The organism is Pseudomonas sp. AC016 (genome assembly GCF_979253365.1).
This window is the reverse complement of the sequence record NZ_CEEDCC010000001.1, coordinates 4,035,576-4,054,851: the sequence shown is the minus strand read 5'-3', so window position 1 is coordinate 4,054,851 and position 19,276 is coordinate 4,035,576. Positions and strand designations below refer to the sequence as shown.

Sequence of the window (19,276 nt, the reverse complement as noted above, 5' to 3'; positions counted from 1 at the left end):
ATTATATTATTTCTGCACATCCTCTTCACAAAGCTTTCACAGAAGATTCGATTCAGCCTCAAACAGCCGTATACAGAGGCAATGGGAATCACTACCATTCGCAACCTTCTACCTTTTCGGTGCTCTCATGCTCCTTCACATTCCTGGTGTCTTTGATCGCGATGAAGTCGCCCGCATCCGTGAAGCACTGGAGCAGACCGACTGGGCGGATGGAAAAATCACTGCCGGATTCCAGTCGGCGAAGGCCAAGCACAACCTGCAGTTGCCGGAAGCGCATCCGTTGGCGAGGGAAATCGGTGCAGCACTGCTGGAGCGGTTGTGGCGCAATCCGCTGTTCATGTCTGCAGCCCTGCCCCACAGGATTTTCCCGCCGCTGTTCAACTGCTACCGGGAAGGTGGCAACTTCGACTTCCACATCGACAATGCGGTACGTCAGCCACCGGGTGGTGCCGAGCGTGTACGCACCGATATCTCGTCCACGTTGTTTTTCAGTGATCCCGACGATTACGACGGTGGCGAACTCGAGATTCAGGACACCTTCGGTACAAGGCAGATCAAACTGCCCGCCGGCGACCTGCTGATCTATCCCGCCACCAGCCTGCACAAGGTCAACGCCGTGACGCGCGGTGCACGGTACGCCTCGTTCTTCTGGACCCAGAGTCTGGTGCGTGAAGACAGTCAGCGTGCCCTGCTTTTCGAGATGGACACCGCTATCCAGCAGCTCACCCTGGATGTGCCCGATCACCCTTCGCTGATCCAACTGACCGGCACCTATCACAACCTGCTGCGCCGCTGGGTCGAGGTCTGACCATGAGCTGGAACCTTGCCCGCAAGGAATGGCTGAACATCGATGATCTGCAAGCGATGCTCGAAGAAAGCCCGGCGCAGGCAGCCAAGGCGATTCTCGCCGCCGCTGCCCAGGGCAACGTCGAGGCGCACGCGCTGCTGGGCCAGATCCTGCTCGACGGCAGCGGTATTCAGCGTGACCAGGCGCTGGCCATGACCTGGTTCGGAATCGCCGCCAACCAGGGCCATTCGATGGCCCGCAACATGCTGGGGCGCTGCATCGAACATGGCTGGGGCTGTACGCCGGATCTGCTCCAGGCGGCGCTGCATTACCGGCTGGCTGCCGAACAGGGACTGGATTGGGGGCTCTACAATCTGGGCAACCTGCTGGCAACGGGACGTGGCGTCGAACAGGATCACCGACAGGCCATGGACTGTTATCGCAAGGCCGCCACTCTGGGGCACGCCAAGTCGATGAACCTGTTGGGGCGTTATCTGGAAGAAGGTGTTACGGGGCACCGTGACCTGTCAGCGGCGCACGAGTGCTACAGACGCTCGGCCGAGGGCGGGGATTTTCGCGGTCAGTTCAGTCATGCAACCGTGCTGGCAGAAAGCGGGGATATCGAACAGGCGCTGGGCTGGCTGAAAAAGGCACTGGCGGGAGGGAATCTGAATTTTCTGAGAGTGGGACGCAAGATCCTGCTTGATGCGGTGCATCCGGATATTCAACGCATGGCCACTGATTACTTTCAGCGCGCCGCCGCCATCGGTGACGAATCGGACCGGATGGCGTTGCGTGACTTCTCTGCCCGGCCTGCCTGAAGTGCGGATCACTTCAGACAGGCCAATCGGCAACGTGCTTACAGGTAGAAAGCCTTCAATGGCGGGAAGCCGTTGAATTCCACTGCGCTGTAGCTGGTGGTGTACGCACCGGTCGACAACCAGTACATGCGGTCACCGATGGCCAGGTTCAGCGGCAGGCCGTACTTGTAGTTTTCGTACATGATGTCGGCGCTGTCGCAGGTAGGACCGGCGATGACCACTTCTTCCATCTCGCCCTTTTTCTCGGTCCAGATCGGAAACTTGATGGCTTCGTCCATGGTTTCGATCAGGCCGGAGAACTTGCCCACATCGGTATAAACCCAACGCTCGACGGCAGTACGCGACTTGCGCGCAACCAGTACCACTTCGCTGACCAGAATACCGGCGTTGGAGATCAGCGAACGGCCTGGCTCCAGGATGATTTCCGGCAGGTCGTCACCGAAGTCTTCCTTCAGGAAGCGGATGATTTCCTCGGCATAGGTTTCCAGGCTGTTGGTACGGGTGATGTAGTTGGCCGGGAAGCCGCCACCCATATTGATCAGCTTGAGCACGATGCCGTCTTCTTCTTTCAGACGCTCGAAGATCACTTTGACCTTGGCAATCGCGGCGTCCCAGACGCTGATGTCGCGCTGCTGGGAACCTACGTGGAACGAGATGCCGTAAGGCACCAGACCCAGGTCACGGGCCAGGATCAGCAGGTCCATGGCCATGTCGGTCTGGCAGCCGAATTTGCGCGACAGAGGCCAGTCAGCCGTGGTCGAACCTTCGGTCAGGATCCGTACATAGACTTTCGAGCCCGGCGCAGCCTTGGCGATGTTGCGCAGGTCGGCTTCGGAGTCGGTGGCGAACAGGCGCACGCCCTTCTCGTAGAAGTAGCGGATGTCCTTGGACTTCTTGATGGTGTTGCCGTAGCTCATGCGATCCGGGGTCACGCCGCAGCTCATGACCTTGTCCAGCTCGTAGATCGACGCGATGTCGAAGCTCGAACCCTTGTTCTTCAGCAGCTCGATGATTTCGACTGCAGGGTTGGCCTTGACGGCGTAGTAGACCTTGGCGAAATCGAAGCCTGCGCGCAGGTCATCGTAGGCCTTGCTGATGATGTTGGTATCAATGACCACGAAAGGTGTTTCTTGCTTGTCAGCAAACGCCTTCATTTTCTTGAAGGTTTCGGCTGCGTAGTAGTCTTCGACATTGATCGTCATGCTGCTGGAACTCCTGTCTGGCAAACGGAATTGGTAAATGGGTGCAAATGAACGTCCTCCGTATCCCCACTTTGGTTCGCCTACTTCCCAAGGCATGTCGCCGAAAGCAAAAAGGCCACTGAAGGGCTTGCCTTCCTGGCCTTGCTGTCTCGTCGTCAGTACTTGAGCCGGATGGATCGTTTCCAGCATGGACGTTCGGCGCGAACTTTAGGGCGTGAGGGGGCTGAGATCAACAAAAAATGTCGCGTTTTTACACGCGTTCGTCGCGGCCGCTGCACTGGCCTCCTGTGTAACGGACCGATGTGACAGGCTGATGTTCCTTGGCGAGGGTAATCCCCGCTGATTTAGAGAGACGTCACAAGGCGCAGAATTTCGCCTGGCCCCAGCCCTATGCTCGCGTCATCTGTTGCCCTGCTAGCAAAAATACGAGTAGGCAGACGCCTTTGAAAACGCAACGCTAGTGCTCAGACCCAGACATGCTCAGGAGCAAGCTGCGATGAAAGATTGCACTGGACTCTTATATCGCTATCGCTACGATCCGCTGGATCGCCTGGTCAGCAGTGGGCTCTCGACACAGACCCGTATTCAACGTTTCTATCAGAACGACCGCCTGACGACCGAACTTCAGGGCAATGTGCAGCGTTCGATCCTGCAATACGAGCAACAGTTGCTGGCTGAGCAGCGTCATGATAACGGCCACCTGGAAATGTACGCGCTCGCCACCAACGTACAACGCTCGGTACTGGCCGCGCAGGGTAAGTCCCATCAAGACAATGCCGTTTATACGCCTTACGGCCATCCTGCTTTACGGGAAAGCCCTTTTTCCATCCTCGGTTTCAGCGGAGAAAGGCCTGACCCGGAGACCGGACACTATGCTCTGGGCAACGGTCGGCGGGTGTTCAATCCGGTATTGATGCGTTTTCATAGCCCTGACTCACTAAGCCCTTTCGCCGAGGGCGGGCTTAATGCTTATGCCTATTGCAGTGGCGACCCTGTGAACCGGTCAGACCCAAATGGACGGTCTTGGCAATTCCTGGCAAACGCACTGGACCGACTTTCAACGTCATCGGCAGGCCCCTTGACCTTGGGGACAATCTCAAAACCAATAACAAACTTTCGCTCAATAGCGATCGGCGTAGACACTTTCGAAGACACTTACAAAGGCAATCTTCGTTTAAACATAATGGCTCATGGCGAAGTAGCACGTGAGCCGACTGATTGGGGCGGCAGAAGTTTTTCTTACATGATATCGGACGCAAAACCGTTGAATCCAGACAGGCTGCTGGCTTTACTTCATGAGCATGATGTCCGCTTGGGCAGGTATCGCAACATCAGGTTGCTATCGTGTGCCTTAGCTGATGCCGAGTTGAGCTTTGCTGCAAAACTTTCGTATATCACAGGCAAACCTGTGAAAGGGTTTTCGGGGCAGGTCAGTGTCTTTGAGCACCCTCGGAGGAAGAACTTACCTATTGGTTCAATTGACGAATCCGTCAAAAAAATTGTGATCCATAAAAACCGCGGCTTGATGGGCAACGTTTTCAGGCCCTACACCCCTAAAAAATTCCTGCCCACCGCCCAAACCCTGCGCTATTCATGAATTCCCCGTCGACTGCGGCGTAAATCAATGCGTCCAGATGTAAAAGCCCTGCGCATTGAGCGCAGGGCTTTCAGCATCAGCTTTGCACTTCAGCCGCTGCAATTTCAGCCGGCGACACAATGCTGGTCTTCATGCCACGCGAACGACCCGAACTCAGGTAAGCCGCGATCGACTCCTGGGTCACTTCACCCAGGAACACGTTTTCGGCGTCCAGCACCGGCAGCCACGAGCGGTTGAACTCGTACATGCGCGACAGGAGGATACGCAAGTGCTCGTCATACGCGGCCGTGCCGTTGAATTCGCGCAGGAACTGGGCGCAGGTGCCCTGCTGACGGTGCAGGTCGCGACGGCGGACGTAGCCCATTGCCTTGTTTTCGCTGTCGGTGACGACGATGTAGCGACGGTCGTTTTCGTCCATCACTTCCAGCGCATCGGCCACCGGGGTTTCCGGGCTGACCGATGGTGCGTTGTCGGCGGCGTCTTCGGCCTTGACCAGCAGCAGGCGCTTGAGAGTGCTGTCCTGACCGACGAAGCTGCTGACGAAATCGTCTGCAGGGTGCGCCAGCAAGGTGTCCGGGTGATCGATCTGCAGCAGCTTGCCGCCACGGAAGATCGCGATCTTGTCGCCCAGTTTGATCGCTTCGTCGATGTCGTGGCTGACCATGATCACGGTCTTGTTCAGCGCGCGCTGCATCTCGAAGAATTCGTTCTGGATCATCTCGCGGTTGATCGGGTCGACTGCACCGAACGGTTCGTCCATCAGCAACAACGGCGCATCGGCCGCCAGTGCACGGATCACACCGATACGCTGCTGTTGGCCGCCGGACAGTTCACGCGGGTAGCGATGCAGGTACTGCTTGGGTTCCAGCTTGATCATGCTCATCAGTTCGCGGGCACGATCATGGCAACGCTGCTTGTCCCAGCCCAACAGCTTGGGCACGACCACGATGTTCTCTTCGATGGTCATGTTCGGGAACAGACCGATCTGCTGGATCACGTAACCGATGTTGCGACGCAGGGTCACTTCGTCCAGGTCCGTGGTGTCTTCACCGTTGATCAACACCTTGCCGGAGGTCGGCATGATCAGGCGGTTGATCATTTTCAGCGTGGTGCTCTTACCGCAGCCCGACGGACCGAGGAAAACGCAGATCTCGCCTTCGTTGACGGTGAGGCTGACCGAGTCGACAGCCTTCACTTCTTTGCCGTTGCTCTGGAAAGTCTTGGAGAGGTTCTGGAGTTCGATCATTTCAGGAGTCCTTTTGGAGTCAGCGTGCGTTGCAGCCATTGCAGGAGAAGGTCGGCGATGATGGCCAGAATGCTGACCAGTACCGCGCCGACGATCAGCATCGACATATCGCTGCGGCTGATTGAAGCGAGAATGAGTACACCCAGACCACCGGCACCGATGGTCGCAGCGATGGTCATGACACCGATATTCATCACCACGGCGGTGCGTACACCGGCGAGGATGACGGGCACGGCAATCGGCAGCTCGACCATGCGCAGGCGCTGGCCGAAGGTCATGCCGATGCCTTTGGCGGCTTCGCGAATACCCGGTTCAACACCCGTCAGGGCCAGGTAGGTATTGCGCATGATCGGCAACAGGGAATAGAGGAACACGGCAGTGATGGCCGGCATCGGGCCAAGGCCTTGGCCGAACTTGGAGTAGAACGGCAGCAGCAGGCCAAACAGGGCAATCGACGGCACGGTCAGCAGCACGGTCGCACTGGCCTGCAGCGGACCGGCCAGCACCGGGAAGCGCGTCATCAGTACGCCCAGTGGCACACCGATAAGGATGGCCAGGGTCACCGCAATGCCGACCAGCGTGATGTGCTGCCAGGTCAGTTGCAGGACCTGAGCCCAGTCCAGATGGGAGAAGGCGCTCAAGAAACTCATATCGTCTCCTTCCTTAATTCAGGGGATGCTGACGCAGGAAATCTGCGGCAACCGAGGATGGGCTTTCATGGCCGACATCGACGCGGGCGTTGAGGTCGATCATGGTCTGGTTGTCCAGAAGCTCAGCCAGCGGCTTGAGCAGCGTGGCGATCTCCGGATGCGCATCCAGATACTCCTGACGAATCACCGGCGCAGCGGTGTAGTCCGGGAAATAGCGCTTGTCGTCTTCCAGCACCTTGAGCTTGAACGCGTTCAGGCGGCCGTCGGTGGTGTAGACCAGACCGGCAAACACCTGACCATTACGCAGCGCGGTGTAGACCAGACCCGCGTCCATCTGCCGAGTGTTTTCACGACCGAGATTCATGTCGTAATGCTTGACCATGCCGATCAGACCGTCGGAGCGGTTGGCGAACTCGGTGTCCAGCGCTACGACATGACCCTCTTTGGCTTCATCCTTGAGCACCTTGGTCAGGTCGCTCATGGTGTTGACCTGTGGGTACTTGTCCGCAACCTTCTGCGGCAGTGCCAGTGCGTAGGTGTTGTTGAACTTCGACGGCGAAAGCCAGGCCAAGCCTTTCTTTGCATCGACTTCCTTCACACGGGCGTAGGTCTGCTCGCTGTCGAGTTTCTCGTCGATGTGGTTATAGGCAACCAGCGAGACGCCGGTGTATTCCCACAACAGGTCCAACTGGCCGCTTTCCTGAGCGCTGCGCGCCAGGTTACTGCCCAGACCACCGGTGATCTGCACGTTGTAGTTCTTGGTACGCAGGTATTGCGCCGTCAGCTCGGCCAGCAGCGTCTGCTCGGTGAACACGCGTGCGCCGATGCGCAGCAGCGGTTGTTCAGCCGCCTGGGACAGTGCCGGGAACAGCAGGGCAAAGCCTAAAAACAAACATAACTTCTTCATGGTATTTCCTTCGCTCAGCGAGTCAGGCCGCGTTCAAGCCACAGGCGGCTGGCAATGATCACCAGACCGTCGAGCAGCAGCGCCAGCAGAGCGGTACAGGCAGCGCCCAGCACCAGTTGCGGCTGATTGTTCAGGGCGATGCCCGGGAAGATCAGGCTGCCGAGGCTGTTGGCGCCGATGAGAAAGGCCAGTGGCGCGGTACCGACGTTGATCGCCAGCGCAACCCGCACACCACCGATGATGATCGGCACGGCATTGGGCAGTTCGACACGCCACAGCACCTGACGTGGCGTCATGCCGATGCCGACAGCGGCTTCCTTGAGTGAGCCCTGCACGTTCTTCAAGCCTTCGTAGGTGTTGCGCACAATGGGCAACAGCGAGGCGAGGAACAGCGCGAAGATGGCTGGCCCGCTGCCGATCCCGAGAATCCCGAGGGCAATGGCCAAAACGGCGAGAGGTGGGACGGTGTTGCCAATGTTGAAGATCTGCATGAAGCGTTCGGCGCGGCCAACCATACCGGGTCGGCTAAGGGCAATGCCTGCCGGAATACCGACCACCAGGGCCGCGAGCATCGAAAACAGAACCAGCATCAGGTGAGCCTGGAGATAGAACAGCAGGTCATCCTGGTAGTGCGTGATGGTACTAATGCCGATCCAGTGGATCAGCAGGGCCAGGAGCGCGATAACAACCGCGCCTCCCAATAGCCCCTTGCCATAGCGATTTGCCACGGGCGGACTCCTTATTTCAGTCGGCGAACGCGTTTGCCTGGGCGACCGTGCGGGGCGCCAGCAATAACGTTCGCGAAGAGCAGCGGGTGGGTCGCCATAGAGGGTGTGACCTCGGCGATAACACAAGCCATGAGCGCAGCTTCGTCAAGCCAACATGCTGATGAATCAGCCCCTGAAGTTGGCCTCGGTACTGGCCTTGACGGGGGAATGGACGTCTCCACGGCCTGAAAGGTTCCCATGTGAGACATTATCTGGCCACCCCCGATTGACTGAACGGTTCGGTTATTGCCCGGAGTTGAGCTATAATCTGCGCCCTTTTTCAATCCCATTCCAGGCGATTTCCCATGACCCAACAGGCCGCCGAAGTCGCGAAACGCCGCACTTTCGCCATTATTTCCCACCCGGACGCCGGTAAAACCACCATCACGGAAAAGCTGCTGCTGATGGGCAAGGCCATTTCTGTCGCCGGTACGGTCAAATCGCGTAAATCCGACCGTCACGCCACATCCGACTGGATGGAAATGGAGAAACAGCGCGGCATCTCCATCACCACGTCCGTCATGCAGTTCCCGTATCGCGATCACATGATCAACCTGCTGGACACCCCGGGCCACGAAGACTTCTCGGAAGACACTTACCGCACCCTGACGGCGGTCGACTCGGCCCTGATGGTTCTGGACGGCGGTAAAGGTGTCGAGCCACGCACCATCGCCCTGATGGACGTCTGCCGTCTGCGCGACACGCCGATTGTCAGCTTCATCAACAAGCTGGACCGTGACATCCGCGACCCGATCGAACTGCTGGACGAGATCGAAGCCGTCCTCAAGATCAAGGCGGCGCCTATCACTTGGCCAATCGGTTGCTACCGTGACTTCAAGGGTGTGTATCACCTGGCCGACGACTACATTATCGTCTACACCGCCGGTCACGGGCATGAGCGCACCGAAACCAAAATCATCCAGAACCTGGACTCCGACGAAGCCCGCGCCCACCTGGGTGACGAGTACGACCGCTTCGTCGAGCAACTGGAGCTGGTGCAGGGCGCCTGCCATGAATTCAACCAGCAGGAGTTCATCGACGGTCAGCTGACGCCGGTGTTCTTCGGGACCGCGCTGGGCAACTTCGGTGTCGATCACGTGCTCGATGCCGTGGTCAACTGGGCGCCAATGCCGCTGGCCCGTGTCGCCAACGAGCGCACCGTGGAACCGGAAGAAGAGAAATTCAGCGGCTTCGTGTTCAAGATCCAGGCGAACATGGACCCCAAGCACCGCGACCGTATCGCGTTCATGCGTATCTGTTCGGGCCGTTACGACAAGGGCATGAAAATGCGCCATGTGCGTCTGGGCAAGGACGTGCGGATCGGTGATGCCCTGACCTTCTTCTCCTCGGAACGCGAGCAACTGGAAGAAGCCTACGCAGGCGATATCATCGGCCTGCACAACCACGGCACCATCCAGATCGGCGACACCTTCACCGAAGGCGAAGGCTTGGGCTTCACGGGTATTCCGCACTTCGCACCGGAGCTGTTCCGTCGCGTGCGTCTGAAGGATCCGCTCAAGTCCAAGCAGTTGCGTCAGGGTCTGCAGCAGTTGGCCGAAGAAGGCGCCACGCAGGTGTTCTTCCCGCAGCGCAGCAACGACATCATTCTCGGCGCCGTAGGTGTGCTGCAGTTTGACGTGGTCGCCAGCCGCCTGAAGGAAGAGTACAAGGTCGAATGCGCCTACGAGCCGATCACCGTATGGTCAGCCCGCTGGATCGAATGCGCCGACAAGAAGAAGCTCGAGGAGTTTGAAAACAAGGCCGTGGAAAACCTGGCGCTGGACGGTGGTGGTCACCTCACCTACCTGGCCCCTACCCGCGTGAACCTGGCGCTGATGGAAGAGCGCTGGCCCGACGTGAAATTCCGCGCCACTCGCGAGCACCATTGATCGACTGAAGTGCTCCGGACGCTCTGCACCGCATTCGAGAGCGGACGCGGAGCGTCCTGAGAGGCGTTACCACGCAGAGCGCTCGTCGTTATACACAAATCGACCTGAAGGAACGCGGTGCCCGAAAGTGGGAGCGGACTTGTCCGCGAATACTGCGTTTCAGACGCTGGATCTTTGTCGGATGTACCATCTTTCGCGGACAAACGGAACGCCGCCCGGTCCGCTCCTACGGCCGAAATAGTGCCCGCTCCAGATCCGTGTTGCGACTTGTGTATAACGATGAGCGCAGAGCGTGGGAACGATCAAGGCTTCTTCTTGCGCGGCCCGGTGTTGAAGACCGGGACCTTGCGCACGGGTTTGACTGCCGGCGCAGGCTCGGAATCGCCGCTGTCGACCCACTTGCCCAGATTACGCTTGCTGCCCGATACCTTGGGCTTTTTCGGCTTCTTGGGTTTCTTGAGGATCTGTCCGCTGGCATCGGTGCTCGGCACGCGGTGCTCTGGCTCGAAATCCTGCTCTTCACGACGCTCCAGGGTCTGACGGGTCAGCACTTCGATGGCCGACAGCAGCTCGACTTCATCGGCGCACACCAGCGAAATCGCCTCGCCGGTCAGGCCCGCACGGCCAGTACGACCGATACGGTGGATGTAGTCTTCGGCCACAATCGGCAGGTCGAGGTTGACCACGGTCGGCAGGTCGTCAATGTCCAGCCCGCGCGCCGCCACATCGGTCGCCACCAGAATCTTCACTTCATTGCTCTTGAAACGGTCCAGCGCACGCTGACGGGTTGCCTGAGGCTTGTCGCCATGAATGCCGTCTGCGTTCAGACCCAGCGCCTGCAGGCGGTCCACCAGTTGATCGACGCCTACGCGGGTCTTGGCGAAAACCAGCACCTGGCCCCAGCGATGCTTTTTCATCAGATGGATGAACAGGTCGGCCTTGCGCTTTTTATCCACCGTCACGACCCACTGCTTGACCGATGCCGCCGCCACGTTGCGCGGGCTGACTTCGATGGTCAACGGGTCGTCCAGCATCTGCGAGGCCAGCAGGCGGATCGGATCGGAGAACGTCGCGGAAAACAGCAAGGTCTGGCGACGCTTCGGCAGCGCGGCGTAGATCCCACGCAGTTCCTCGGCAAAGCCCAGGTCCAGCATGCGGTCTGCTTCGTCGAGGATCAGGGTCTGCAATTGCGAGAACTTGACCGCGTTCTGACGATGCAGGTCGAGCAGGCGACCGGGCGTGGCCACAAGTACATCAACGCCTTTGCGCAGCTTCATCATCTGCGGGTTGATGCTCACCCCGCCATAAACCGCGTAGGTGCTCAGCGGCAGGTGCTCGGCATACTGACGAATGCTTTCGTGAACCTGTTCGGCCAGTTCGCGGGTCGGTGCCAGCACCAGCGCACGAATGGTGTTGGGGGCAACTTTCGGCCCTTCCATCGTCAGACGCTGCAACAGCGGCAGCGCAAAACCTGCGGTCTTGCCGGTGCCGGTCTGGGCGGCAGCCATCAGGTCACGGCCAGCCAGAACCGGAGGAATCGCCTGTGCCTGCACAGGGGTCGGAGTCTGGTAGCCAAGCGCATCAAGGGCGCGCAGCAAGGGTTCGATCAGGCCGAGAGAGGCGAATGTCATGGGAATACCGTAGGAAAAATTCAGCGCAAGGCGCGCAGTTTACCCTGTCCGGCCCGCCTCGGTTAGCTTGTGCGCGCTGATACGGCTTCCTGAGGTCGCGGCTTGCGCCATTGCGGCAGGCCGATCAGCACAACGCCGCTGATGATCACCACCATCGCCAGGCATTCGGCCAGGCCGATTGTTTCGCCCGCGAACACCACCCCCAGCAACACCGCCACTGCCGGGTTGACGTAGGCATAACTGGTTGCCGCCGCCGGACGCACGTTCTTGAGCAGGTACATATAAGCGCTGAACGCAACGATAGAACCGAACACCACCAGGTACAGCAGCGCGCCCCAACCCGCCGCCGTCGGCATCTGTTCCAGCCGTTCGCCACTCAAAAAGCTGCCGATCAGCAACGTTGCGCCCGCAACCAGCATTTCCGCGCCACTGGCCATAGGCCCTTTGGGCAAGGTCAGGTGCTTGCTCAGCACCGAACCGAATGCCCAGGCCGCTGCAGCGAAAATAACCAGCGCGGCGCCATAAGGGCTGGCTTGCAGATTCGAGCCCATATTCAGCAGACCAATGCCGATCAGGCCCAGAATGATGCCGGCCCATTCCAGGTTGGTGGTGCGATTACCCCAGAACAGGCCGAACAGCAGGGTAAACAGCGGCATGGTCGCGACTGACAGCGCAGCGATCCCCGAGGCCACGCCGGCATGCTCGGCCAGCGTCACACCACCGTTTCCGCAGGTCAGCAACAGAAAGCCGATCACCGCCGCGCCTTTCCACTCAGCCCAGGTCGGTGCCGGCACGCCGCGAAAGCGCAAGAATCCGTACATCAGGGACCCGGCAATCAAAAACCGGATACCGGCCATCATCAACGGCGGCCAGGACTCGACGCCGATCCGAATGACCAGATAGGTAGAGCCCCAGATCAGGTACAGGGCCAGAAAGGCACCGATGAGCAACGGCGAAAAACGAACGGAATGCGGCATGTTCAGGCTCGAAAATCATTGTTATGGTGGGCTTATTGTATGAAGGCAAACTGCGAATATTAAGCAGACAACCCTTTTTAACCGCCCGCCAAACTTACGATTCGACGCTTGTTTGGCGGTTTTACCTTGGTTTTCAAAAACAGCACGAACGCCACCGGAGACTGCAATGATCCTGGACAAATACGATCGGATTCTGCTCGACGCGCTGCTGCAGAACGGCCGCGCCTCGTTCGCTCAACTGGCGAAGCTGGTCAACCTTTCGGCACCCGCCGTTGCCGAGCGTGTCGCCAAGCTGGAAGCCAGCGGGGTCATCACCGGGTATGAGGCGAAAGTCGATCTGTCGAAGGTGGGCTTGCCGATTCAATGCATCATCGAACTGCGCATGGGCAGTCATGGCAATCAGCAGGCATATGACGATCTGTGGAAAATACCGGAGTTGATCCAGTGCCACCGGGTGACCGGCGACCCCTGCGTGATCATGCGCGCTGCCGTGGATTCGATGCCCCATCTGGAAGACCTGATCAACCGCATCGCGCAGTTCGGCTTCAGCAAGACATCGATTGTGCTGTCGACAGCCGTGGAGCGAAGCCTGCCGTCAGGCCATCTGACGCCTCAGGGCAGACAGGAAGGCAGCAAGGAGCGAAAAACGCTCAAAGCCCGCGCTGACGCTTGATGGCTTCACCGATCTTCGCCGCCGGGACTTTCTGTAGCGAGCACAGCAATTGGTGGGAAACACCCGCCAGGCCGTGTTTCTGACGCAGTTCGTTGGTCAGGTAAGCCGTCAGGTTGGCGGCCATCTCGGCATCGGCCATGGCCCGGTGAGCCTTGCCAGTATTGGGCAGGCGTGCGTACTGGGTCAGCGTGCCGAGCTTGTGATTGGGCGCACCCGGCATCAGACGTCGGGCGAGCAGCATCGAACAGGCAAAGCTCTGTTCGCGCGTGCGCTCGATACGCGACAGCTCGTAGTCCCAGAACTTCTGGTCGAACGAGGCGTTGTGCGCCACCAGCGGCGTCGAACCGACGAAATCGCACACATCGCCCATCACTCGCTCGGCACTGGGCGCGGTGCGAATCATGTTGTTGCTGATCCCGGTCAGCCCTTCGATGAACGCGGGGATGCGCACACCGGCATTCATCAGGCTCTGGTAGCGATCAACGATACGCCCCTGTTCCATGATGACCACGGCAATCTCGGTCGCACGGCAACTGTGGCCAGGCGAGATCCCGGTGGTTTCAAAGTCGATGACTGCAATACGTTCCAACACGTTGGTCCAACCCTTGAATTCATTTCAACAACAATTTCATTTCAACAACAACGCGCCTTCGATGGGCACGTAACGACTGGCGGCGCGGATCAGCGAATTGGCAGTCAGTCCCGGCACGCCATAGGCTACCGCTTCTACGCCATGCTTGCTGATGATGCGTTCGAGCAGCATGTCGAAATCGCCATCACCCGACGCCAGCACCACTTCATCGACCTGCGGGGCGAAGTCCATGATATCGATGGTAATGCCCACATCCCAGTCCCCTTTCGCTGAACCGTCGCTGCGCTGGATGTACGGTTTGAGCCGCACAGTGAAGCCCAGATTGCGAAGGATCTGCTGGAACTGCTGCTGTTTGCTGTCGCCCCGGTCGATGGCATACGCAAAGGCATGGACAATCTCGCCACGCTTGCTGATGTCCGCCCACAAGGCGGCGTAATTGAAATGACAGCCATGCGCCTGGCGCACGGTGTAATAGAGGTTCTGCACATCGGCGAACACCGCGATCTTCTTCACCGCAATTCCTCATGACGCAGGCTGGCCCCTGCGGTTACAGCGATCCGGAACGTGGATCGGCGTCCAGTATGCCAGCTTGAGCCGGGAATTGAGGGATCGATTGGTCAGCCTGCCGACTCAGAGCATGGGCACTATCAGACACACAGTGATCGTTACCACGCTCTGCGCTCATCGTTATGCACAAGTCCGCCTCAACACTGATCGTGCCCATCGCTCCGCGTGGGCATGCCTCCCGTGACGCTCCGCGTCACACATGGCACAGACTGTGGATTCAGTGAGCCGAGCGCCCGGCTCAGGTCACCTTTGCGCCCTTACGGCGCGCTACTTTGAGGGACCAAAGTAGCCAAAGTCCTTCGCTCCGGTTCCGGCCCCGGCTTCGCCGGGATTCCTTCGTCCTGACACTGATTCGGGGGTCGCTGCAAATGGGCCATCCATGGCCCAGTGCAGCTCAATCGGCATCCATGCCGATTGCCCCCCCGAATCAGCGCCAGGACTCAGCCTTCACCCACGTCGCAATCGGCTGCGTCCGCACTATCGCGCAAAAAAGCACGGCGGCGCCGCTGTCTCACTGGATCGCCAGATGACTTGTGTATAACGATGAGCGCGGAGCATGGGCACGATCAGATTATCTCGCTCAGGCGAACCAGCCGCCCTCAAACAAACGAATCATCGTCGTCCGAGAACATCCCGCCATCGTCGTTATAGTTGTCGTCGGCCGTGTATTGCGGGTCCGGCTGATTCCAGTTGCCTTGATCATTGTTGGAGAACTGATCCTGAACGGGCGCGTCGTGGATGACTTCGACGATTTCCTGCGGCTGATTGTGATGGCTGAACAGGCTGCTGATGCCTTCGGCCAGCATCACACCACCTGCCACACCGGCCGCTGTTTTCAGGGCACCGCCCAGAAAGCCACTGCCGACGGGAGCAGCAGGCGCCGCGCCATAGCCAGCCTGCGGCGCGGGCGCCGGATTGAAACCTGCCCCGTCACGCCAGCCACCGCCCGACGCAGCCGGTGGCGACTGCGGCGCTCGCGGTGCGCTGCTGCCGAAAATGTTCGACAGAAACCCGCCGCTGGCAGGCGCCGAAGAGGTTTGACTCTTCGCCTGCTGAAGTTCGGCCTGCAATTGCTGGATCTGCTCGTCACGCTGCTTGATCTGCTGATTCAGCTGATTGACGGCCGCTTCCTGCACCAGAATCGCCTGCGTCATGTAATAAGGCGCAGCGGGCTGGCGGTTCAAGTGCTCCTTGATCAGCGTCTCGGCCCCCGTGTCTCGCGGGGCGGACGTTGTTTCGGCAGTTTTCAGTTTTGAGAAAAGACCGTCGATCAGGGTTTGCTCTTCTTGGTTCATGGCGACCTCGCGGATTGCCGTTATCAATCATCGTCCGGCCGGATGCCGGTATCTGAATCAGTAATGGGGCTGCTCGGCAGCGGTTCAACAACATGAAAAAAAAGATAAGGAAGCCTTGCGGCGGCGGCCACTGCGCTTGGATCGGCACAGGGCATGGGCTAAAGTGGCGACCTGCTTTTTGCCTGCGATCTACTATGAACCCGTTGACCGTTATCCAGGATTCGCTCTATTTCTTCCGGCGCAATCTGGGCAGCATTCTGATGCTCTGCCTGCCGTTGGTGGTGCTCGAAGCACTGGCCAAGCAAGCCCTGGGCAGTGCCATGTCTGCCGAGGCTTCACCTGCGTACAGCCTGGTCGTCGGGCTGTTTTTCTATCCGCTCTACACCGCCGCCCTGATTCTGTTTCTTGACGCCCGTACCCGTGGCGAGGAACCGGCGACCCGTGACCTGCTGGCCATGGCCTTGCGCCTGTGGCCCACCTTTGCCGTGCTCTCGGCCATGAGCACACTGCTGATCATGTTCGGCCTGTCGCTGCTGGTCGTTCCGGGCATCTGGGTGATGATCAAGCTGGCCTTCAGCGAATACCTGCTGGTGCTGCGCAAGCTGACACCCTTCATGGCCATGCGTGAAAGCATGTTGATGACCACCGGGCATTTCACACGCATCATGGTCTGTGTGCTGTGCGTCTACATCCCGTTGTGGTTGCTTGAAGGCGTGGGGCTTTACCTGATGCCGGAGCCGCAAAGTGCGCCGGTTTCACTGCTCATCGACAGCATCAGCAGCTTTCTGAACCTGTTCACCAGCGTCGTGATGTTTCGGCTGTTCATGTTGATCAGCGAGCCGGAGCACACCGCCTGAGACAAACGCGAACCTCACCGAGCGCAAGGCGCTCCAGGTCGAGCCGATGAAACGCTTCCTGCTACGCCTGACACTGTTTGGCCTGTTGCTGACTGCCCTCCTGCTGATCCTCATTCAGCAGATGACCTGGCGCCCGGCCGCGCGTGAGTCGGCCCAGACCAGCTGCAATCCCGAAGTGGCAGCAAAGCCGCTGGTGCCGGGGCAGGCGCTGAAGGTCATGACCTGGAACATTCAATACCTGGCCGGCAAGCGCTACGTCTTCTGGTACGACATGGCCTACGGCAGCGGCCCGGACGAACGCCCGACGCCCGAAGACCTTGCGTATAACCTCGACGAAGTAGCCCGCGTCATCCGCGATGAACAGCCCGATATCGTCCTGCTGCAGGAAGTGAACGACAACGCCAAGAACACCGACTATCAGGATCAACTGGCGCTGCTTCAGGAGCGCGTGGTCGATCTCTATCCGTGCAGTTCACAAGCCTTTTACTGGCGCGCCGAGTTTGTCCCGAGCCCGCATATCTGGGGTGGCGTGGGCACCAAACTGGCGACCCTGAGCCGTTTCCAGATCGACCGTGCCGAACGCGTGCAACTGCCGATTCCGGACGCCAACTTCATCAGCCGTCAGTTCCAGCCGAAAAACGCATTGCTGGTCAGCTATCTTCCGCTGCGCGACGGTGGCCACCTTGCCGTCATCAACACCCACCTGACCGCCGCCCGAACCAGCAGCGACACCGCACAAAGACAGATCGCTGCCACACGCGACCTGCTGGACAAATTCGAGGGCGCGGGCACGCCGTGGCTGATCGGTGGCGACTTCAACCTGCTGCCGCTGGGCCAGTACCGACGCCTGCCGGAACCGCTACGCACTGGCTACTCAGACGACAGCGAACTGCATGGACTTTGGGACAGATACCCGATGATCCCGACCAATGCCGAAGCCAGCGGCATCGATCGCAACAAATGGCTGACCTATTTCCCCAACGATCCTCGCGTGAGCGGGCCGGATCGAACCGTCGACTACCTGTTCTACAGCCCGAGCCTGAAACGGGTCAGTGCCAGGGTGCGTCGTGACGACACGCTGCTGATCTCCGATCACCTGCCGGTGATCGGGCGCTTTTTGTTGCCGATGGTGCCTTGAAGGCCGAAGATTCGGCCGCGACTGCTTGCCTCCCAAGGTGTAGTTTGCACGCGGAAGTATCGGCTGGCAGCGACAGCAATGATTTCAAAGTCCATCAAGGGGTCCTTGGCGGAAGGCAAAAAGTGCTCGCATAACTTGACCCGGCATAAAGAGTCCTGCCGGGAAACCATGGATGTTTTCCCGTGATGAAACTTCTGCATCGATTGAAGTCCTGGCTCGGCCAAAAAGCAGTGACACAACAGCCAGATATCCGCCCCGAACCTGATGAAAAAACATCACGCCTTCAAGAACTAAAACCGCTGCTGGTTTCTCCACCAACCTGCCCGCCCCTGACCGACAGGGACGCGCCGTTACTTGCGCGTTATCACGCCTACATCGCCGAGGTGGAACATGCGGATAAAGCCGAACCGCTGGAGCAGAGCGAGTCGCAGCGTGAAGAAGGACGCATGCTGGCAAATGCGTTGTACTCAAGAGCACTGGATCTCGCCACCTCCAGGGCGGGCGAACACTCGCCTGACATCTACTGGCTCATGCAGTCTGCAGCCGTTGCGTCGTTATTCGCCGACGGCATTGACTCCGAAGCATTCCTGAAATACCAGAAGGACGTTCACCACTATAAGGATCAACGACTGACCGAAGGTCAGGTCTGGGCATTTGATCTCTATGTCTCGCACCGTTTCCCCGCTAAACCTGCGCCGCTTCTGATGCATCCTTCGGTTGAAACACGCCTGCCCAGTGAACCGATTCCAGGTCCCGAAGACATCGACGAGTTACTGTCTTACCTGCCCAGGCTCTATCCGAACGGCATTGCAATCGAGACACACATCTACAAAGAGGGTCAGTACTGGCCCACTTACTTCGACGTTGTGCACGACTTTTTCAAAGCGGTAGCCAAGGACTGCTGGTGCGACACCCACTATCCCAACCATCGCCCTTACGACAAGCTTGAGAGCCCTGACTACATTGCACAGGCAAACCTGGCCGATATTCAGACCTTCCTGACTTATTGCTCCAGAGGTGAACGTTTCTGTGATGGACATCACGGCCAGATGATCAAAGAGGGTTACGTGCTGCGTGTATTGAATCGATTATCCGTATTGCGCGTGAATGATGTGAATCACTAAAACCGAGTTCATGGCAGAGTTACGGAAAAAGCCGTCTGAATCGTTACATCAAAAAAATACATCCAGGACCAAAGGAGCTCAGGCATGAACACCACAGACCACGTACAACCAAAACGAAAATACAGCGCCAAATGGCAGGAACGCTTCGACTTCTTTGACGCACATGGCGCGCCGAAGGATCCGAGCTTCAACATCGCCTTCAAGGCCCTTCCGGGTTTTGGAAAGAAAATGTTGATGCAGATGAACTTCATCGCCTTTTTCTTCGGACCGATCTATCTCTTTGTACTCGGCCTGTGGAAGAAAAACCTCGCCCTGCTGGGCATCCTGATCGGGATCAATATTGTATTGAGCGTGGTGCTTGCGATTTTCGGGCTGGAACTGTCTCACGCGATAGGAACCGGCATGAATATCGCTGGCTCGCTGATGTATGCGATGACGACCAACTATGCCTACTACCTGAAAGAGGTAAAAGGTGAGCAGGGCTGGAATCCGTTCAAAGGGTTTCGCATGATCTGATTCATCGTGTTGGCTGTACGAAAAACCGCCCATTCAAGCG

19 protein-coding genes are annotated in these 19,276 nt (G+C 58.6%); 9 read left to right on the top strand and 10 right to left on the bottom strand.

Translation table 11 applies throughout. The features are described 5' to 3' along the window. The first annotated feature begins 127 nt into the window (after positions 1–127). Positions 128–808, top strand: coding sequence for a Fe2+-dependent dioxygenase (locus AC0IXS_RS18255; RefSeq protein ID WP_122429820.1), 681 nt, complete (start codon positions 128–130; stop codon positions 806–808). A 2-nt stretch (positions 809–810) separates the two neighbouring features. Then, positions 811–1,608, top strand: a complete 798-nt coding sequence (locus tag AC0IXS_RS18250; RefSeq protein ID WP_122668747.1) for a tetratricopeptide repeat protein — start codon at positions 811–813, stop codon at positions 1,606–1,608. A gap of 38 nt (positions 1,609–1,646) precedes the next feature. Here the strand turns inward: AC0IXS_RS18250 and AC0IXS_RS18245 are convergent, their stop codons facing one another. Next, positions 1,647–2,810: a type III PLP-dependent enzyme gene (locus tag AC0IXS_RS18245; protein ID WP_004887887.1), complete on the bottom strand. Its 1,164-nt coding sequence runs from the start codon at positions 2,808–2,810 to the stop codon at positions 1,647–1,649. A gap of 496 nt (positions 2,811–3,306) precedes the next feature. Between AC0IXS_RS18245 and AC0IXS_RS18240 the strand changes: the two genes are divergently transcribed. Next, positions 3,307–4,407 (top strand): RHS repeat-associated core domain-containing protein, encoded by a 1,101-nt coding sequence (locus tag AC0IXS_RS18240; protein WP_122668746.1) that lies wholly within the window; start codon positions 3,307–3,309, stop codon positions 4,405–4,407. 76 nt (positions 4,408–4,483) lie between these two features. Here the strand turns inward: AC0IXS_RS18240 and AC0IXS_RS18235 are convergent, their stop codons facing one another. From AC0IXS_RS18235 to AC0IXS_RS18220, 4 genes are read right to left on the bottom strand one after another with little or no spacing between them, the layout of a single operon-like run. Beyond that, on the bottom strand, positions 4,484–5,653 hold the full coding sequence (locus AC0IXS_RS18235; protein WP_057410462.1) for an osmoprotectant ABC transporter ATP-binding protein OsmV: 1,170 nt from the start codon (positions 5,651–5,653) through the stop codon (positions 4,484–4,486). After that, on the bottom strand, positions 5,650–6,303 hold the full coding sequence (locus AC0IXS_RS18230; RefSeq protein WP_025994175.1) for an ABC transporter permease: 654 nt from the start codon (positions 6,301–6,303) through the stop codon (positions 5,650–5,652). Before AC0IXS_RS18230 ends, AC0IXS_RS18235 begins: the two co-directional genes overlap by 4 nt. A 13-nt stretch (positions 6,304–6,316) precedes the next feature. Continuing rightward, positions 6,317–7,210 (bottom strand): glycine betaine ABC transporter substrate-binding protein, encoded by an 894-nt coding sequence (locus tag AC0IXS_RS18225; protein ID WP_122668745.1) that lies wholly within the window; start codon positions 7,208–7,210, stop codon positions 6,317–6,319. A 14-nt stretch (positions 7,211–7,224) separates the two neighbouring features. Then, positions 7,225–7,938: an ABC transporter permease gene (locus AC0IXS_RS18220; RefSeq protein ID WP_057411179.1), complete on the bottom strand. Its 714-nt coding sequence runs from the start codon at positions 7,936–7,938 to the stop codon at positions 7,225–7,227. Positions 7,939–8,282: 344 nt separating this feature from the next. On the opposite strand from AC0IXS_RS18220, the gene AC0IXS_RS18215 reads away from it, so the two are divergent. Next, positions 8,283–9,866 (top strand): peptide chain release factor 3, encoded by a 1,584-nt coding sequence (locus tag AC0IXS_RS18215; protein WP_024695419.1) that lies wholly within the window; start codon positions 8,283–8,285, stop codon positions 9,864–9,866. Positions 9,867–10,168: 302 nt separating this feature from the next. Here the strand turns inward: AC0IXS_RS18215 and AC0IXS_RS18210 are convergent, their stop codons facing one another. Both AC0IXS_RS18210 and yedA read right to left on the bottom strand, forming a co-directional pair. Beyond that, complete coding sequence (locus AC0IXS_RS18210; protein ID WP_004887899.1) at positions 10,169–11,497, bottom strand: DEAD/DEAH box helicase; 1,329 nt, start codon at positions 11,495–11,497, stop codon at positions 10,169–10,171. A gap of 62 nt (positions 11,498–11,559) precedes the next feature. Further along, entirely contained in the window at positions 11,560–12,474 is a 915-nt protein-coding gene (yedA, locus tag AC0IXS_RS18205) for a drug/metabolite exporter YedA (RefSeq protein WP_057411177.1), read from the bottom strand. Positions 12,475–12,640: 166 nt separating this feature from the next. Here yedA and AC0IXS_RS18200 point away from each other — a divergent pair, with 166 nt between their 5' ends. Then, positions 12,641–13,147: an Lrp/AsnC family transcriptional regulator gene (locus AC0IXS_RS18200; RefSeq protein WP_057411176.1), complete on the top strand. Its 507-nt coding sequence runs from the start codon at positions 12,641–12,643 to the stop codon at positions 13,145–13,147. Here AC0IXS_RS18200 and AC0IXS_RS18195 read toward each other — a convergent pair. The 3 genes from AC0IXS_RS18195 to AC0IXS_RS18185 form a co-directional block, all read right to left on the bottom strand. Continuing rightward, on the bottom strand, positions 13,125–13,736 hold the full coding sequence (locus tag AC0IXS_RS18195) for a 3'-5' exonuclease (RefSeq protein WP_025994169.1): 612 nt from the start codon (positions 13,734–13,736) through the stop codon (positions 13,125–13,127). The genes AC0IXS_RS18200 and AC0IXS_RS18195 overlap by 23 nt on opposite strands. Positions 13,737–13,775: 39 nt before the next feature. Next, complete coding sequence (locus AC0IXS_RS18190; RefSeq protein WP_004887906.1) at positions 13,776–14,252, bottom strand: NYN domain-containing protein; 477 nt, start codon at positions 14,250–14,252, stop codon at positions 13,776–13,778. A 653-nt stretch (positions 14,253–14,905) separates the two neighbouring features. After that, positions 14,906–15,601 (bottom strand): DUF2076 domain-containing protein, encoded by a 696-nt coding sequence (locus tag AC0IXS_RS18185; protein WP_057411175.1) that lies wholly within the window; start codon positions 15,599–15,601, stop codon positions 14,906–14,908. Positions 15,602–15,795: 194 nt separating this feature from the next. Between AC0IXS_RS18185 and AC0IXS_RS18180 the strand changes: the two genes are divergently transcribed. From AC0IXS_RS18180 to AC0IXS_RS18165, 4 genes are all read left to right on the top strand, one after another. Next, positions 15,796–16,458 carry a YciC family protein gene (locus tag AC0IXS_RS18180; protein WP_137202836.1) on the top strand — a complete coding sequence of 221 codons (663 nt, stop codon included), beginning with the start codon at positions 15,796–15,798 and terminating at the stop codon, positions 16,456–16,458. Positions 16,459–16,504: 46 nt separating this feature from the next. After that, positions 16,505–17,596 carry an endonuclease/exonuclease/phosphatase family protein gene (locus AC0IXS_RS18175; RefSeq protein WP_471825354.1) on the top strand — a complete coding sequence of 364 codons (1,092 nt, stop codon included), beginning with the start codon at positions 16,505–16,507 and terminating at the stop codon, positions 17,594–17,596. 182 nt (positions 17,597–17,778) lie between these two features. After that, positions 17,779–18,720 (top strand): DUF6508 domain-containing protein, encoded by a 942-nt coding sequence (locus AC0IXS_RS18170; protein WP_057411172.1) that lies wholly within the window; start codon positions 17,779–17,781, stop codon positions 18,718–18,720. An 84-nt stretch (positions 18,721–18,804) separates the two neighbouring features. After that, positions 18,805–19,236 (top strand): DUF2628 domain-containing protein, encoded by a 432-nt coding sequence (locus AC0IXS_RS18165; RefSeq protein ID WP_057411171.1) that lies wholly within the window; start codon positions 18,805–18,807, stop codon positions 19,234–19,236. The last annotated feature ends 40 nt before the right edge of the window (positions 19,237–19,276 follow it).